The organism is Sphingobium xenophagum (assembly GCF_002288285.1).
Classification (GTDB): Bacteria; Pseudomonadota; Alphaproteobacteria; order Sphingomonadales; family Sphingomonadaceae; genus Sphingobium; species Sphingobium xenophagum.
The window spans coordinates 2,774,250-2,788,652 of sequence record NZ_CP022745.1; the positions used below are offsets into that span (position 1 = coordinate 2,774,250).

At 60.9% G+C, this 14,403-nt stretch carries 28 protein-coding genes and 1 tRNA gene; 8 read left to right on the forward strand and 21 right to left on the reverse strand.

Going from position 1 to position 14,403, the window contains the following annotated elements; translation table 11 throughout:
- Positions 1-33: 33 nt before the first annotated feature.
- The gene (locus tag CJD35_RS13445; protein WP_026002237.1) at positions 34-252 is read right to left on the reverse strand and encodes a hypervirulence associated TUDOR domain-containing protein; all 219 of its coding nucleotides are present in this window, start codon (positions 250-252) and stop codon (positions 34-36) included.
- Between the two features lie 126 nt (positions 253-378).
- Here CJD35_RS13445 and CJD35_RS13450 point away from each other — a divergent pair, with 126 nt between their 5' ends.
- From CJD35_RS13450 to CJD35_RS13465, 4 genes are all read left to right on the forward strand, one after another.
- Entirely contained in the window at positions 379-1,557 is a 1,179-nt protein-coding gene (locus tag CJD35_RS13450; RefSeq protein ID WP_017182232.1) for a glycosyltransferase family 4 protein, read from the forward strand.
- A gap of 28 nt (positions 1,558-1,585) precedes the next feature.
- Positions 1,586-2,908, forward strand: coding sequence for a replication-associated recombination protein A (locus tag CJD35_RS13455; protein WP_017182233.1), 1,323 nt, complete (start codon positions 1,586-1,588; stop codon positions 2,906-2,908).
- Positions 2,905-3,762, forward strand: a complete 858-nt coding sequence (locus tag CJD35_RS13460) for a hypothetical protein (RefSeq protein ID WP_026002238.1) — start codon at positions 2,905-2,907, stop codon at positions 3,760-3,762. The genes CJD35_RS13455 and CJD35_RS13460 overlap by 4 nt, the downstream gene beginning before the upstream one ends.
- A 28-nt stretch (positions 3,763-3,790) precedes the next feature.
- Positions 3,791-3,865, forward strand: a tRNA-Thr gene (locus tag CJD35_RS13465).
- A gap of 56 nt (positions 3,866-3,921) precedes the next feature.
- On the opposite strand, the gene CJD35_RS13470 is transcribed toward CJD35_RS13465, so the two are convergent.
- The 20 genes from CJD35_RS13470 to CJD35_RS13565 all read right to left on the reverse strand — a co-directional run bounded on the left by CJD35_RS13470 (position 3,922) and on the right by CJD35_RS13565 (position 13,111).
- Entirely contained in the window at positions 3,922-4,731 is an 810-nt protein-coding gene (locus CJD35_RS13470) for a tyrosine-type recombinase/integrase (RefSeq protein ID WP_244917189.1), read from the reverse strand.
- A gap of 17 nt (positions 4,732-4,748) precedes the next feature.
- Positions 4,749-5,048, reverse strand: coding sequence for a helix-turn-helix domain-containing protein (locus tag CJD35_RS13475; RefSeq protein WP_095687110.1), 300 nt, complete (start codon positions 5,046-5,048; stop codon positions 4,749-4,751).
- Positions 5,048-5,371, reverse strand: coding sequence for a hypothetical protein (locus tag CJD35_RS13480; protein WP_095687111.1), 324 nt, complete (start codon positions 5,369-5,371; stop codon positions 5,048-5,050). Before CJD35_RS13480 ends, CJD35_RS13475 begins: the two co-directional genes overlap by 1 nt.
- Positions 5,355-5,567, reverse strand: coding sequence for a hypothetical protein (locus CJD35_RS13485; RefSeq protein WP_095687112.1), 213 nt, complete (start codon positions 5,565-5,567; stop codon positions 5,355-5,357). Before CJD35_RS13485 ends, CJD35_RS13480 begins: the two co-directional genes overlap by 17 nt.
- A complete protein-coding gene (locus CJD35_RS13490) occupies positions 5,564-5,953 on the reverse strand; it encodes a hypothetical protein (RefSeq protein WP_157742316.1) in 390 nt (129 codons plus the stop codon). Before CJD35_RS13490 ends, CJD35_RS13485 begins: the two co-directional genes overlap by 4 nt.
- A 366-nt stretch (positions 5,954-6,319) precedes the next feature.
- On the reverse strand, positions 6,320-6,772 hold the full coding sequence (locus CJD35_RS22445; RefSeq protein WP_157742317.1) for a hypothetical protein: 453 nt from the start codon (positions 6,770-6,772) through the stop codon (positions 6,320-6,322).
- 70 nt (positions 6,773-6,842) lie between these two features.
- Positions 6,843-7,040, reverse strand: a complete 198-nt coding sequence (locus CJD35_RS13505; protein WP_157742318.1) for a hypothetical protein — start codon at positions 7,038-7,040, stop codon at positions 6,843-6,845.
- A gap of 12 nt (positions 7,041-7,052) precedes the next feature.
- Complete coding sequence (locus CJD35_RS13510; RefSeq protein ID WP_095687117.1) at positions 7,053-7,262, reverse strand: HTH domain-containing protein; 210 nt, start codon at positions 7,260-7,262, stop codon at positions 7,053-7,055.
- Complete coding sequence (locus CJD35_RS13515; protein ID WP_095687118.1) at positions 7,259-7,918, reverse strand: hypothetical protein; 660 nt, start codon at positions 7,916-7,918, stop codon at positions 7,259-7,261. Before CJD35_RS13515 ends, CJD35_RS13510 begins: the two co-directional genes overlap by 4 nt.
- The gene (locus CJD35_RS13520; RefSeq protein WP_095687119.1) at positions 7,915-8,595 is read right to left on the reverse strand and encodes a YqaJ viral recombinase family protein; all 681 of its coding nucleotides are present in this window, start codon (positions 8,593-8,595) and stop codon (positions 7,915-7,917) included. Before CJD35_RS13520 ends, CJD35_RS13515 begins: the two co-directional genes overlap by 4 nt.
- Positions 8,592-9,176 (reverse strand): NUMOD4 motif-containing HNH endonuclease, encoded by a 585-nt coding sequence (locus CJD35_RS13525; RefSeq protein ID WP_167383155.1) that lies wholly within the window; start codon positions 9,174-9,176, stop codon positions 8,592-8,594. Before CJD35_RS13525 ends, CJD35_RS13520 begins: the two co-directional genes overlap by 4 nt.
- Entirely contained in the window at positions 9,173-9,442 is a 270-nt protein-coding gene (locus CJD35_RS13530; RefSeq protein ID WP_095687121.1) for a hypothetical protein, read from the reverse strand. Before CJD35_RS13530 ends, CJD35_RS13525 begins: the two co-directional genes overlap by 4 nt.
- Positions 9,439-9,834, reverse strand: coding sequence for a hypothetical protein (locus tag CJD35_RS13535; RefSeq protein ID WP_095687122.1), 396 nt, complete (start codon positions 9,832-9,834; stop codon positions 9,439-9,441). The genes CJD35_RS13530 and CJD35_RS13535 overlap by 4 nt, the downstream gene beginning before the upstream one ends.
- 1 nt (position 9,835) lies before the next feature.
- A complete protein-coding gene (locus CJD35_RS22450; RefSeq protein WP_157742319.1) occupies positions 9,836-9,982 on the reverse strand; it encodes a hypothetical protein in 147 nt (48 codons plus the stop codon).
- Positions 9,979-10,740, reverse strand: a complete 762-nt coding sequence (locus CJD35_RS13540; RefSeq protein ID WP_095687123.1) for an adenine nucleotide alpha hydrolase family protein — start codon at positions 10,738-10,740, stop codon at positions 9,979-9,981. Before CJD35_RS13540 ends, CJD35_RS22450 begins: the two co-directional genes overlap by 4 nt.
- Complete coding sequence (locus tag CJD35_RS13545) at positions 10,740-11,090, reverse strand: hypothetical protein (protein WP_095687124.1); 351 nt, start codon at positions 11,088-11,090, stop codon at positions 10,740-10,742. The genes CJD35_RS13540 and CJD35_RS13545 overlap by 1 nt, the downstream gene beginning before the upstream one ends.
- The gene (locus CJD35_RS22455; protein ID WP_157742320.1) at positions 11,087-12,070 is read right to left on the reverse strand and encodes a DUF7666 domain-containing protein; all 984 of its coding nucleotides are present in this window, start codon (positions 12,068-12,070) and stop codon (positions 11,087-11,089) included. The genes CJD35_RS13545 and CJD35_RS22455 overlap by 4 nt, the downstream gene beginning before the upstream one ends.
- An 89-nt stretch (positions 12,071-12,159) precedes the next feature.
- Positions 12,160-12,330 carry a hypothetical protein gene (locus tag CJD35_RS13555; protein WP_157742321.1) on the reverse strand — a complete coding sequence of 57 codons (171 nt, stop codon included), beginning with the start codon at positions 12,328-12,330 and terminating at the stop codon, positions 12,160-12,162.
- A gap of 244 nt (positions 12,331-12,574) precedes the next feature.
- Entirely contained in the window at positions 12,575-12,829 is a 255-nt protein-coding gene (locus CJD35_RS13560; protein WP_095687126.1) for a hypothetical protein, read from the reverse strand.
- Positions 12,830-13,111 (reverse strand): helix-turn-helix domain-containing protein, encoded by a 282-nt coding sequence (locus CJD35_RS13565; protein ID WP_095687127.1) that lies wholly within the window; start codon positions 13,109-13,111, stop codon positions 12,830-12,832.
- 84 nt (positions 13,112-13,195) lie between these two features.
- On the opposite strand from CJD35_RS13565, the gene CJD35_RS13570 reads away from it, so the two are divergent.
- From CJD35_RS13570 to CJD35_RS13585, 4 genes are read left to right on the forward strand one after another with little or no spacing between them, the layout of a single operon-like run.
- The gene (locus CJD35_RS13570; protein WP_095687128.1) at positions 13,196-13,411 is read left to right on the forward strand and encodes a hypothetical protein; all 216 of its coding nucleotides are present in this window, start codon (positions 13,196-13,198) and stop codon (positions 13,409-13,411) included.
- On the forward strand, positions 13,408-13,662 hold the full coding sequence (locus tag CJD35_RS13575; protein WP_095687129.1) for a ClpX C4-type zinc finger protein: 255 nt from the start codon (positions 13,408-13,410) through the stop codon (positions 13,660-13,662). The genes CJD35_RS13570 and CJD35_RS13575 overlap by 4 nt, the downstream gene beginning before the upstream one ends.
- A gap of 8 nt (positions 13,663-13,670) precedes the next feature.
- Complete coding sequence (locus tag CJD35_RS13580; protein WP_157742322.1) at positions 13,671-13,925, forward strand: hypothetical protein; 255 nt, start codon at positions 13,671-13,673, stop codon at positions 13,923-13,925.
- Positions 13,922-14,332: a hypothetical protein gene (locus CJD35_RS13585; RefSeq protein WP_095687131.1), complete on the forward strand. Its 411-nt coding sequence runs from the start codon at positions 13,922-13,924 to the stop codon at positions 14,330-14,332. The genes CJD35_RS13580 and CJD35_RS13585 overlap by 4 nt, the downstream gene beginning before the upstream one ends.
- Positions 14,333-14,403 lie beyond the last annotated feature (71 nt).

Below are 14,403 nucleotides of genomic sequence, written 5' to 3' on the forward strand. Positions count from 1 at the left end.
CTCATGCGAGATGCCGGCTGCAACATATTGGCGTCAGGCGGTCTGGATTTCCGAACTAAGCTTGAGCACCTGCGCGCCATTGTCGGCATGGATCAGATAGGCGGGGTTCGCAGGCGACCCGTTGCGACGGACGGGTACGCCTTCGATATGGCGCTCCACCGGACGGTCGAACCGCTCCGTTATATGTCCCCGGCCGACGCCCTGTCCCCAATTCCATCTGACTCGCGCACCTTTACGGAATGTCTGCGACATAGGAGCATCCTCTTACCCATGGGCGCAACCGCGTCAGCCGGTGTCCCAAACCTAACGAAGGGCATAATTCCCAAGGGGTTACCCGGTTCCCTTGGGTTTTCACTTTTCTTCGGCTAAGGGGGCGCGATGGATGCTAGCGGCCTTCGCATTGCCCTGTTCAGCGGCAATTATAATTATGTGCGCGATGGGGCCAATCAGGCGCTCAATCGCTTCGTGGGCTATCTGCTGCGGCAGGGTGCGGCCGTGCGGGTCTATTCGCCCACCACCGATACGCCCGCCTTTGCCCCCGCTGGCGATCTGATCAGCACGCCGTCCGTGCCGGTGCCGGGACGCAAGGAATATCGGATTCCCTACGCCATGTCCTCCAGGGTGCGCCGCGATCTCAAGGCGTTCGCCCCCAATCTGGTCCATTTGTCCAGTCCCGACCCACTGGGCCACCGCGCGCTCAGCTGGGCGCGGCAGCATGGTTTGCCGACGGTCGCATCGGTGCATACAAGGTTCGAAACCTACCCGCGCTATTATGGCCTGGCCTTTCTGGAGCCGGTCATCGAAGGGATATTGCGCCGCTTCTATCGTCGCTGCGACGCGATCGTCGCGCCATCCGAATCGATGGCGCAACTGCTGCGCGAACAGCGGATGAGCTATGATGTCGGCATATGGACGCGCGGCATCGACCGGGAGATTTTCAACCCGGGTCGGCGCGATCTGGGCTGGCGGCGTTCGATCGGCATATATGACGACATACCCGCCATTGGCTTCATCGGCCGTCTGGTGATGGAAAAGGGGCTGGACGTGTTTTCCGACACGATCGATCAGCTTGCGGCGCGCCAAGTGGCGCACAAGGTGCTGGTGGTCGGCGAAGGCCCGGCGCGCGAATGGTTCCAGAACCGCCTGCCCGGTGCCATCTTCACCGGCTTCCAGCAAGGCGCTGACCTGGGCCGCGCGGTCGCCAGCATGGATATGCTGTTCAATCCGTCCGTGACCGAAACCTTCGGCAATGTCACGCTGGAGGCGATGGCGTGCGGCGTGCCTACCGTGGCGGCGCGGGCGACGGGCAGCGAAAGCCTGCTGAGCGACCGGGTGACCGGACGGTTGATCCGTCCCGGCGCGATCGGCGCCTTTGCCGACGCCCTGCAGGATTATTGCCTGAATGGCGACGCGCGCGGGCAGGCAGGTGCTGCGGCGCAGACACGGGCGGAGCGTAACGGGTGGGATCAGGTCAATCAGGCGCTGGTCGACACTTATTTGCGCATCATCCGCCAGCGCGAGCAGGGCATGATGCCGCGATCCAGCCCGGTTCCCTGAACGGGCTTTCGTCCCTATATCAACCGGCATGGCCGATCTTTTCGCTTCCGATGACATGCTGACCGGCGCTGAGCCTGTCAGCGATGCCGCGCCGCTTGCCGACCGCTTGCGACCGCGCACCCTGGCGGAGGTGGTGGGACAGGAGCATTTGACCGGGCCTGATGGCGCGATCGGTCGGATGGTGGCGGCGGGACGTTTGTCATCCATCATCCTTTGGGGACCGCCGGGCACTGGCAAGACCACGACGGCGCGGCTGCTCGCCGATGCGGTGGGCATGCGGTTCGAACCCATTTCGGCGGTGTTTTCGGGCGTGGCCGACCTCAAGAAGGTTTTTGCCGCCGCCAAAGAACATGGCCGTCGCGGCGACAAGACCCTCTTGTTCGTGGACGAAATCCACCGCTTCAACCGGGCGCAGCAGGACGGATTCCTGCCCTTCGTCGAAAATGGCACGGTGACTTTGGTGGGCGCGACCACCGAAAATCCAAGCTTCGAACTGAACGCAGCCCTTCTGTCGCGGGCGCAGGTGTTGATCCTGCGGCGGCTGGATGCCGCGGCGCTGGAACAATTGCTGGACCGGGCAGAAGCGGTGACGGGGCGTCCCCTGCCGCTGGACGCCGATGCGCGCGAGGCTTTGGTCGCCAGCGCCGATGGCGACGGGCGCTTTTTGCTCAATCAGGTCGAAACGCTTTATGCGATCGACATAGCAGAGCCGCTCGATCCGGCAGGACTGTCCGCCCTGCTCCACCGCAGGGTCGCCGTATATGACAAGGATCGGGAGGGGCATTACAACCTCATCTCCGCCCTGCATAAGTCGCTGCGCGGATCGGATCCGCAGGCCGCGCTCTACTATATGGCGCGGATGCTGGTTGCCGGGGAGCAGCCGCTCTACGTCCTGCGCCGACTGGTGCGCTTTGCGGCGGAGGATATTGGCCTTGCCGACCCGCAGGCGCTGGTCCAGTGCCTGGCAGCCAAGGAAGCCTATGATTTTCTGGGCAGTCCCGAAGGCGAAGTGGCCATCGTCCAGGCCTGCCTCTATTGCGCGACCGCGCCCAAATCCAACGCCGCCTACATGGCGATGAAGGCGTCGTTCAAATCAGCGCGCGATACCGGATCGCTGATGCCGCCGCAGAATATATTGAACGCGCCAACCAAGCTGATGAAGGATGTCGGCTATGGCAAGGGCTATCAATATGATCATGACGCGGCGGACGGATTTTCCGGGGCGAATTACTGGCCGGACGACATGACCCCGCAACGCTTCTATGCGCCGACGGACCGGGGCTATGAGGCACGGATTGCCGAGCGGATCGCCTATTGGGAGCGGTTGCGGGCGGAGCGCGGCGCGGGGTGACGCCTGACTTTACGCGCTTTGCCGCGATCGACTGGTCCGGGGCCAAGGGCGCGCGGCACAAGGGGATTGCGGTCGCGCTGTGCGACACGGGGCGGGAAGCGCCCCGACTGGTGCCCGCGCCCGGCGGGGTCTGGTCGCGAACCGATGTGGTGGACTGGCTGATCGCAACAGCTGGTGAGGCCCCTACCCTGTTCGGGTTCGATTTCAGCTTTGCGCCGCCCTTCGTTGCGCGCGGCGGCTATCTGCCGGGCGACACTGTGCCCGACAATGGGCCGGACTTCTGGGCCTATGTCGATCGGCTCTGCCCGGACGAGGATCTGGGCGCGGCGAGCCTGCTGGAGGTCGCGCACCGGCGGCATTTCTATTTCGGCAAGGCGGACGGGGTAAAGGCCGACTATATGCATAATCGCGCGTGCGAGGCGCTGTATCTGGCCGGCGGCGGCGGCAAACCCTCGACCGTCTATGACGCGATCGGCGCGGCGCAGGTGGCCAAGGCAAGCTTTGCCGGCATGCGATTGCTGCACCGGGTGCGGGGCACGGTGCCCATATGGCCGTTCGATCCCTTGCCCATGCACGGATCGCTGGTCGTGGAAATCTATACCAGCCTTGCCGCGTCGGCCGCCGGGCGAGCCAAGGGTCGAGCCAAGATGCGCGATCTGCCAGCGCTGAACGACGCGCTGGAGACGATCGGGTCGAAACGGCATGAGGGCGCGATGCCGGACGACCATGGCGCAGACGCCATATTGACCGCGGCGTGGATGCGGGCGGTGGCGGGACAGGCTGGGCTATGGGCGCCAGCCGCGCTCGATCCAAAAATTGCTGCAACGGAGGGCTGGACGTTCGGCGTCATCTGATAGTAAGGGCGTGTCGCCTGACTGAGGCGCCGGATTAGCACAGTGGTAGTGCAGCGGTTTTGTAAACCGAAGGTCGCGGGTTCAAATCCTGCATCCGGCACCAGTAACGGCGGGCTTTCTTGCCTTCTTGCAACGCTGCACGAAGGTGCATGTGAACCTTCACCATGTCAATGCCTCGGCTGCGTTGGACAGAAAAGAAGGTGAAAAACGAGCGTAAACCCGTTCAGTGATTCGGCTGTCAGTGTGGCCAAGAAACTGCGCGATCTGCGAAAATGGCACATTCTCCATGGCCATCCACACCGCAGCGCTATGCCGGAGCATGTGCGGCGTCGCTGTCAGGCCTGCCCTACGCGCTGCAGCCTTGAAGCCGTTTTTGATCGACGCAACCCTATCCCTACCATGCTCAACAACATAGTCGGATAACGCGCCCTCTTTTGCTTCCTGCAGGGCGGTGCGAAGCTGCGCGTTCATCGGGACAGTGGCCCTATACTTGCTGGTCTGCACACGATCCTGGGGGTTCAGGGTGATCACCCCGCGCTCGAAGTCCACGCGATCCCATGTCAGGTCCAGCAGCGCATTGGTGCGCGCGCCGGTGCCTACCGCAAGCTGCAGGAATATCCTGATATGCGGAGCCTGCGCATGATCCAGCAGGCGGCGAAACTCAGCCTTGGACAGGTGGCCCACGTTCGACGCGGGAATGGGCGGCATCTGGATAAACGGGGCCTTCTTGATCAGCTTTTGCTTCTCTGCCCAATTGAGGGCGGCGCGGATCACGGCCAGTTCGTTGCGGACGGTGATGGCCTTGCAATGCGCCCGGCGCTGGCGATAGTCCTCTGCCGACTTAATATCGACGCGCGCGATCGGCATGTCCTGCCAGAAAGGTGCCGCAGCTTTCCATGCCACCGTGGCGCGCTTGATCGACGCCATGCCCTCCTTGGCCGACAGATAGGCAAGGACAGCTTCGCCCACGGTGTGCGCCTCCCCTCCTATTGCCCGGCGTTGCCAGAAGTGACGAGCTGCGGCCTCTGCCGACGCTCGATCAGACGTTCCAAGCGAATGTCGGTGGCGTCGTCCGCCCTCGTTCCAGACGATGGCAAGGCACTTTCGGTATCGCTGCAGGCTGTATTCTGGCACTCGAAACGCTCCACTTCATCGCCTCTGATTCGCAGCAACTTGCCCCCCAGTTTGAAGGCACGCAATTCCCCGCCACGAATGAGGGAATAGATCGTATCGGTTCCGCAGCCCCAATATTCGGCCAAGCTGGCGACGCTATGCACCTTCCCCATCACCGCCCCCCATCATCAGCAGCGGCGATCATGGCGCGGTAGACGGTCGCGGCTTCCTCATCCTTGAGCCATTCGCAAGCCGCTTGGCCTGCTGCGATCATCGCGGGCGTTGGCTCCCGCAACCTCTTAACCTCCTCCCGAAGCCGGGCGATCTCGTCGGCTTGGTCGCGGACAGCTTGGATTCGGTGACGCGCAAATGCTTGCAGGCCGGTCACTTTATCCCATAAGCCAGCGCGCACATCTGCCGCGTCGAACTCTGGCAGCATATTCATGGCGAGATAGGCCTCGCGATCCGCTTGCGTCACATCAACCTGCACGATCATCCTCCATCGTTGAGGCGATGGCGCGGAGGGCGGATACAACGCTGCGAATATCGGTGACGGTCAGGCAGATTTCGACGCCGGCCCCATTGCCAATACAGTGGATTTCATCGCCATTATGGCGACCGCGCTCCCACTGGTCGCAAAACGCAGATAGCCGATCAGCAGACGCCAACTCCAAAATCTCAGCCTTGTTCATGGTCGCCTCCTAGCGGCTTCACGCTTGCGCGATTCTTCCATGCGCCATTCCCAAAGGCGCTTTTGTTCGTCGTCATACTCTCGGATGCGTTCGGCTGTGATGTTCTTGCGGGCGGCAACGATTGGGAACTCAGCGAGGAGCCACTTCCAATCGTCCGGTTCTATTTCTGACAACGCATACCATTCATCAAAGCCGCTCGTGACCAGCATGTTAAGGGCAAGTTCTGCCTGCCTGCATTCAAGGTGGTGGCTGAACGACCCGAAGTCGCCATTAAACCTGCCGGAATAGGTCAGTGCCTGTTCGCCTTTCGCCAGCATAGTGCCGCATCCGTCACAATGCCGTGGCTTCCTGACCTTGACCACCCTTTCGGAGTAAAAGTCGCTCACTTCACTTTCCTCCCAACCGGCCCAACGGCCTTACAATCGCCACACCCGCACTCATCCCCCATGCTGGCCTGCACGGTCGGCGATGGCGCGAACATTGCCATGATCCTGTCATCCTGCGCGCGGTGATAGGCGCACATAAGCCCGTGATCCGCTGGCAGCGATTTGCAGCAGTCCGACATGGCGCAGACGTTGGTGCGGGTTGGCCGGGTCATGGTCTCGCCCTCCGTTCAGCCAACGGCACCATCCAAGACCGATGCCCGCGCAGTTTTTCGGCTACCGGCTGAGGCGGGTTCATCATCAGGGCGAGCGTCTTTTCGCGGATCGCTTGCGCAAGGGCTGGATCGCGTTGGGAGGCTAGGGCGCGGGTCATGATGCGGGTTCCTCGGCAAGCTTCCAGTCCTTGTCCCGATTTTCGAATTTCAGGCCCGGCGTCCCATCTTTTTTGAGTAGGCGTACGATCACGTCGCCAATCTCCGGTGTGCTGTAATGCGAGAGATTTTCAGCAAATCGCGTGCCGATGCGGACGGTTTCAACGATACCTTCAACGCGGCTAGGAGATAGCCGTTGGAATGAGTAGCCGCGCGATACCATGCGAAAAACCTTGAGCCCTTCCCATTCATGATCTGGCACAGCGTTCTTGACCTGAGTTACAGCCATTCGCGCCGCCGCCGCTGCCTCACGTAGAGGATTGATCTGGCCTGCGAATTTCTCTCGCACAGCATTTCTTGCCGCGCCCGCCGCCCTGTCGCGCTCTCGTTCTGCTTCGCAAAGAGCCGTTTCAGCCTCTCTCAGCGCCGCTTTTGCTTCATCCAAAGTCATGATAATTCCTTTCCCTCCCCAACCCCGCTTGTCGCGGCCCGCGTCGGGGAGGATTGCTTGCGGGGAGCGGTTAGGCGATCTTCCGGAACTGCTTGAGGTTCCGCGTCTGCTGGTCGCGCTTGGCTTTCAGGGCGGCGAGTTCGGCAGCGAGATTGTTCGCGCGCATCGTCTCGTTGTCGCGCTGGTCACGGGCCTCGACGCACCGCAAATCCCATTCGCGAACCACCGCCTCATGCGCCCGCACCGTCATCAGTCCTAAAAACGACATGGCAATTCCTCCTTATGCTGCTGTGCGGCGGGCAAGCCGGTAGCCGCGCACGTTGTGCCCTTCGATCTCGAAGCCGCGATCACGAAGCCGAGTGACGTAGTTAAATATGATCGTAGGCAGCACGCCCACATCATCGGCCAGCGCACGTCCCTTGACCCAATCGCCATGACCGAGGCGGTCAAGGATCGCCTTCTGTCGGCGGCCTAGGCGTTGGCGTGTCATGCGGGAAAGTCCGCATCATCGGTAAACCCCTCGCCCGTTTCGCTTTCCGGCTTGCCTTCGAGCGGCGTCAGCATGTCGCGGCGAATTTCATAGGCTTCCATGACCTTGGTGTGCAGGTCAGGCCGCGTTGCCTCCAGCTTGGCGACCGACTTTGCGCCAGCCTCGATATGGGCTGCCAGCGCTTCGGGCGTGTCGATCTGGCCAAGGCGGGCGATGTGCTCGTTTGCCCAATTTGCGGCACCATCGGCGGCGGGTTTAGCTTGCTCGATCACAAGCGGCTTGATGGTCGCCATGACCTTCTTGCCCTTGGTCGCGGTCAGGGCAATCACCATGTCCCGCTCGATATGGCTCATATGCGAAATTCTTATTCCTCCGACCTTCATCCCGCCCCATGTGACGTTGGGATCGCAAAACAGGCGGACAGAGCGGCCAAGATATTGACGTGCGTCCGGCCCCCATGCCGACACGAGAACGCGCGACATGCTCTTACACGGACGCCAGACCCGCTTTTCGCCGTCCAGCTTGATCGACACCGGCTGTTCAGTGCCTGGGCTGATTGAAACGTCTGCAATGGCGAAAACCTGCGGCCCCGCGAGAAAATCTTCCGCGTTGATCTGATCGCTTTTCGGCACGATCACGGCGCTCATATCGTTCATATGTGCATCTCCTGCTCAATCTTGCGCTCTGTCGATATCAGGACCGGCATTGCTGCTATGGTGGCGTGATATTGGCGCGCGCGTTCTTCCACGCGCTGCTCAAAGTCGGTGGCGGCGTCGATGATCGCGGCCTGAATTGTCGGGTCTGGATAGACGCGTTTGACGAACATCGGCAGGCCACCACTGTAGCTCACAAAGTCTATCCACTTGCGTTGCGAAACCAGCAGGCCGGTTTGCAACTGGAGGATGAATTCCTCCGGCACTTCGTTCTCAGCGATCGTCTGCACCTGATATTTGGCGCGACGGCTCTTGCACTCGATCAGGCCATCATCGCCAACCAAGCCATCGGGGCTGTAGCCAATGGTAAAACCCCAAACATCGTTGGTGATGAAGCCGACTTCCTGCACCGGCGCGAAATGCTTGGCATATTGCGCGCGCGCCTCGATCTCATCATCGTGCCCGCGAATCTGGTCATCCCCGACATATCGCGGCTCGACATAATCAGTCAGGCGCTGGGCAAGGATTTCAAACGTGTGGGCGCGCTCCTTGTCATTGCGAGCTATCTTCAAGGTCGGCGTGAGGATGAGGCGCATTTCTGATGCAGTGAGCAATCCCAACCGCATAGATAGCCATTCGTCTCCGCCTTGGATGACATCAGGATGGTAGGTTATTGTCATGCGACATGCCCCCAAGTCTTACCCGCCTTCACCATCCAGATAACCCGCTGGGTTACGCCGAATGAGGCGGCAATTTCTCGCTGCTTGCGCCCGTCCAGCCTGATGCGCCTGACATCTTCCGCAGTCAGTTTGGCTCGCCCATGACCTTCGCCGCGCGCTCGTTTTTCGGGTTGGCTTTTGGACCAGTGCCGATCGCCTATTCCGGCGGTTCCATGCTCGCGCTTGTCCTGCTCATTTTCGACAGCGGTGGCCCAACGGAGATTGCCCTCACTATTGTTGGACCGGTCACCATCGTTGTGAGCTGCGTGATGCTTTGGGCTTGGTGCTGGGCCGTGGAACGCCTCGCATACAATGCGATTGACCCTAACAGATGACCGAACACCTGCATTTGTAAGCGTTAAGCCATGATAGCCGGATTTGTTCGGCGACGATTTCAACGGTGCGCCAGACAGCGAATGGCCGCGAATGTCCTTCCGAATCCTGACAATATCGCCATTGCTGCTGACAATATAATCTGGGAAACCGGGGATTGGCCGCCAGTTCAGCCCCTCCCCCGCCACGATCTGAGCCAGCGCGTTCATGCCGGTGCCCCCGCCCGCGCAGCATCCCGCGCGGCATCGCAGCTTGCGTGCCATGCGTCATATTGCTGCTGGAACCGCGCCTGTTCCGCATCGACTTCGCGGCGGAAATACAGGTCAGTCCGGTAGCGGTGGGCGATCGTGCCAAACGCCGGGTCACTGCTTGGCAGGTTGAGCGCGTCCAGATGGCGGCGGGCCGCTGCCTCGGTCATGCCGGTGGCATTGGACACGCGCCAAACCTGATAATCGGTTACGGGGGGTTGGGTCATATCAACTCCTCAGCGTTCGGCATGTCGGCGCGGGTGAAATCCACCAGGCGCGCGCCGCACTTTTCGAGAATGTCATAGTGCGCGGGGTGAAGCTGGCCGTCTGGCAGGCCAAGGCTATGGGCATAGGTGCCAGCCCAAGGCGCGCAGAAGGCGATGACGCTTGATTTCAGGTCAGCGTTTTCTGCCTCCAAGCGCGCTTGCTCAGCCTCCGCTGCTTGGCGACCACGCTCGGCACAATCAATCCGCGCCTGAATGTTGTATTGCGCGTTATCGACCAGATATTCTTGGGCCGAACAGAGGATTTCCTCATAGACCCGCTCGACATGATCGCGGGCCAAGCTCTTTATCCGGTCGATCGCTCCATCAAGGGCGCTATCAGGAAATGCGCTCATTTTAGCCTCCAACATTCGGCGTCGCCGTCAACAGCAGCGAAAACAGCGCCAGGATCACAGCCGCGACGGCCAGCTTCTGAAACGGCGTATCGGGGATGCAGATGCCCGGTTCTTCGCGGTCGCGGGGTGGGAGGGTGATGCGGGTCATAGCGAACACACCCGGCAGCTTCCGGCTGCCATGCGTTCGCGGGCCATTCGGTTGAGGCTGATGTTAGGCTTATCGCCCGCCTCGAATCGCTCGCCCATTTCCTTTAAGCTGGTCGGCCAGCTATCTCTGCCCGGCGTCCTAAATGTATGTCCGGTCTCTTCTTCAAGGCTCACAGCCTCATAGAATACAGGACGATGAAACGCCCAACACTCCCACCATTCACCGATCCGTTGGTGGTAGCATTTAAGACAATCGGTGCGGTTCGGACATGTAATGCCAACGGCCACAAGCTTGGCCTGCACCTCATCTTCACCCCAACCCCATTCGCGGAGAGGGCATCGCGTCTCAATATCGCCTAACTGTCCATACACCCCGCCGATGCGGAGCGGCTCGTCCGCGCGCAGGCCAACATAGGCAACGACCGGCCCATGCTTGAGCTGTTCAATCAGCCACGCTATGAATGGCTCGATCTTGAGTTTCCGAGTGCACCAGCGCTGCCGAAAGTTTGGCAGTGCCTTTTGCTGGCGGATCAGATTATCAAGCGTCCCCGCCATGATCGGCAGTATTCTTGATCCTAAACGTTCACCCAAGTTCCGCCAATGGGTGAACATCTCGGGGCTTTCATCGCCGGTCGGTGTGCAGACATAGGTGTAAGGACGCGGCTCACGCGCCATCAACTCCATGGCCAGCGCTGAACTGTCGTGTCCGCCTGACAATGCGACCACATGAAGAACGCCATTTTCGTCGCGCTGCAACATCACCCATCCCCATTCAAAGATTGGTCCAGCTTGACCGCGATCCGGCTTGCATCGACCAGCGCGTCCAGCATCTGGTCCACAGTGATGCACAGAGCCGCAGCCTTGGCATGTGGACCGCCCAGCGCTTCGGCTTCGAGAAACGCCTGATTGTGCAGAATATCCAGCGCCTCGACCCGCTTGTCGTCGCGGTCGAACGCGGTGTATTCGTCGGTCGTCATCGCATAGACATTGCTGATGCGCTTACGCAGCGGCGGGCTGGCGATGCAGCTTGCGAAGATCACCCGGGCCTGAGTGCGTTCGTGCCAGGGTGCCGTGTCTGCGCTGGCGAAATTGTGGTGCGCGGCGGTCATGCCGCTGCGACCAGCTTGCCATTGCGGGCGATCAGCCAAGTGTCGGCGGGCACACCATCGCGGCCAGCAATGCCAGCGGCGACAGACACGATTTCGTATTTGTTGTTTCGCTCGACGGCGAAGAGGGCGTTTCCTTCTGCGCCCTTGACCTTACCTTCAAAGCCAGAGGCCATCGCCGCGCCATAGTCTCCGGTGCTGGACGCCGCGCCTTGGTATCCGGTGCTGGACGCCGCGCCATAGTCTCCGGTGCTGGACGCCGCGCCACGGGCTCCGGTGCTGGACGCCGCGCCTTGGTCTCCGGTGCTGGACGCCGCGCCATAGTCTCCGGTGCTGGACGCCGCGCCATAGTCTCCGGTGCTGGACGCCGCGCCTTGGTCTCCGGTGCTGGACGCCGCGCCTTGGGCTCCGGTGCTGGACGCCGCGCCTTGGTATCCGGTGCTGGACGCCGCGCCTTGGTATCCGGTGCTGGACGCCGCGCCTTGGTCTCCGGTGCTGGACGCCGCGCCATAGTCTCCGGTGCTGGACGCCGCGCCTTGGTATCCGGTGCTGGACGCCGCGCCATAGTCTCCGGTGCTGGACGCCGCGCCATTCTCGACCGTCACATGACTTTCGTCGGATTTGACAGATCGCGACCAAACATAATCCCAAGCGCGCTTGATCAGGTCATGGATGCTGATTTCGACGCCAATTGTGATGACAGCGGAGGCGAGTTTGATGTTGTCATCGGTGTGAGTTGCGCCGGATTGCTGGACCTCAAAATAGCGCGAACCAGCGGGTGGGTAGTAGCTGAAAACCTCGAAAGGATGCGCTTCGGTCGTGCAGGCGTGGAAGCCGTTCTCGCAGGCGCGGATCGTGCCTTCATGCGCGTAAGTTTCACCCGGCGCGAACTGATAGCCACGGCATTGCAGGTTCTGATCGAAGCCTTTGATGCTGTGGACGACCGCAACCTCTGTCGCAGCTTCGGCTTTCTTCTTCGCCATCTTCATCATCCCTCTGGAGGCGGTGCCTCGGTGTCACTGAAATCATGGCCAGCCCGGCGCGAACCGGGATGGAGCAGATGTCAGGGGTGTTAGAAATTCCAGGGGGTCGCGCCCAAATCGCGGGCGACTGCGCGGGCTTCGCGCTTGTTGATGACAAGGATCGTCTCAACATGGTCGCGCTGGCCATTGCCGATGCGCACGATGTCCAGCACCGGGGCCTTTGCGCGGGTGCCTGCATAAAATTCAGCGGCTAGGGTCATCACGGTCATCTCCACGTTAGAGGCGGTGCCTCGGTGTGGGATGATGTATGGGACAATCTGTCCCCTTCGTCAAGGACAAAATGTCCCTTTAATTTTCAGCGCAAAAAGGGCGAATTGTCCCCGCCGCGAATCATCGCAGCCTCGCAAGGCGCGAACCTATCCCGGCGTGTCAGATGTAGGAAAGCACAAAAATGCCCGCCGGTTTAAGGGCGGGCTGGCGTAGGTCGCAGGATGTCAGCTTCGGCTATTTTGTCACGCCTAGTTTTCTCGCCATCAATTCGATTGTAGCGACAGCGCGAGTCTCAGCGTCAAGGGTGCGAAGTTCATCATTTCCTGCGGCTATCTCTTTCAGGATACCCCTTTGGCTTTCGGATAAGGATATGAGCGTATCCAACTTGTTGATCAAAGCGCGATGGCGGCGCTCTGTCCGCGCCTGAATATCGCGCGACAGCAGCCATACAAAGCCAACTATGATGACAGATGACACTGCGTCCAACATCTACCCGTCCGTCCCAGTGCGGACTAGCCTGCGCGGACCTCTAGCAGCGTTTTCCTCTTTGCCTGTCAGGATATAGCCAACAGAGCGGTCCACCACCTGGGCAAAGCGCGGGATAAGATATGGCGGCAGCGGGGAGCGGCTCTCATATTTCTTGTAGCGCTCAAATGGCACGCCGATCGCGGTTGCCATCTGCTGCTGCGTCCAATCCCGCTCAATGCGCAAACGCTGAGTGCGCGCGCATAGTTGATCGTTGAACTGTCCTTCGTCGAGCCATCCAGTCATGGGACGATTATGCCCAATCGACATAGCTAAATCGTGCGACACGTTGTCCTTGACACAGGGGACAATTTGTCCCATCAAAGCGCTATGCAAAAAGAGACCATCACATGGGCCGTGGTTGACCGGGAGGCGGAAACGCTCGGCGCAACCGCTTCCGCTCGCCTGAAATGGCGGCAGGTAAATCGTGGTGTCCCGCCGATCTGGCGCATCCGAATTGCTGAAAGCCTTTCTGCTCGCGGCGTCCGGGTATCGCTCGCCGATTTCGACGCCCTGCCAGTCAATCCGGGGAGGGTCGCGGCATGAGCGCGCAATGCAGCTTCTGCGGCAAGGGTGAGGGTGACGTGCTTTGCCTGACCCACGCCCGCGGAGCCTATATCTGCGACAAGTGCACCGATATGTGTGCCGCTATCGTCGCTGAAAGCCGGGTTAAGAGCGCGGTCGATAAGGCTGTCGCTGCTGCGCTTGCCGATCATGAGCCCGCCAAACCCACATCGTTCTGGGCGAAGGTTTTTCGCACCCCCTCCGCCCGCACACCCAAGCAGGTGTCGGCGTGAGCGAGAAAATGACCCGCATCGGCCTGCCGGGGGCTAACCCATCGATAGCGCTGATGGATTATGGCGAGATGTCCTGCGCCGACATGATCGCACAGCTTCGCACTTACGCCGACCATCTGCGCGCCAAGGTCAACTTGATCGACGCCGCCGCAGACGGGGATTTCCAGATTGATGTCATTCGCGGTCCATATGTTCAGCATCACGTCCGCGAACTCCAGAAATCAGCAATCTCCGCCCGCGCTGCCAAGGGGGCGGTGGGATGAGCAAGTCCGCACCATCCTCCCAGGATCAACTGGCAGCCCGCGATCGCATGATGCTGGCAATCATGACCGATCATGTCGGCGCGGTGCTGCCAAGCGCCCGCAACATGGCTGCCATGATGGGCTGCACCAAGGCGCAGTCCGACCATGCGATGCGTCGGTTGCGCAGGACTGGCGCAGTCGAGTTGTTCGGCAATGGTCCAGGCCGCGTCTATCACATTGTCGGCGTCGGCAGCACCCTGCCTGAATATCCCGGCAAAGAGGTCGCCGCTTACACCGAGCGCGCGCCTGAGCCTGAGCCGGTGCGGGTGTTCAATTTTGCGTGCCCACGGTGCGGCACCAGAAATTGCGCGCGTCACAGTCCGGTCCCGCTGATCACACGCGCCGCTGCTGCAATGGTGCTGGCATGACCCTCCTCACCCTCTGGACCCTCCTCAGCATCCCTGTCGGCGTGATCGTCGGCTTGTGGCTGCGCGCTTGT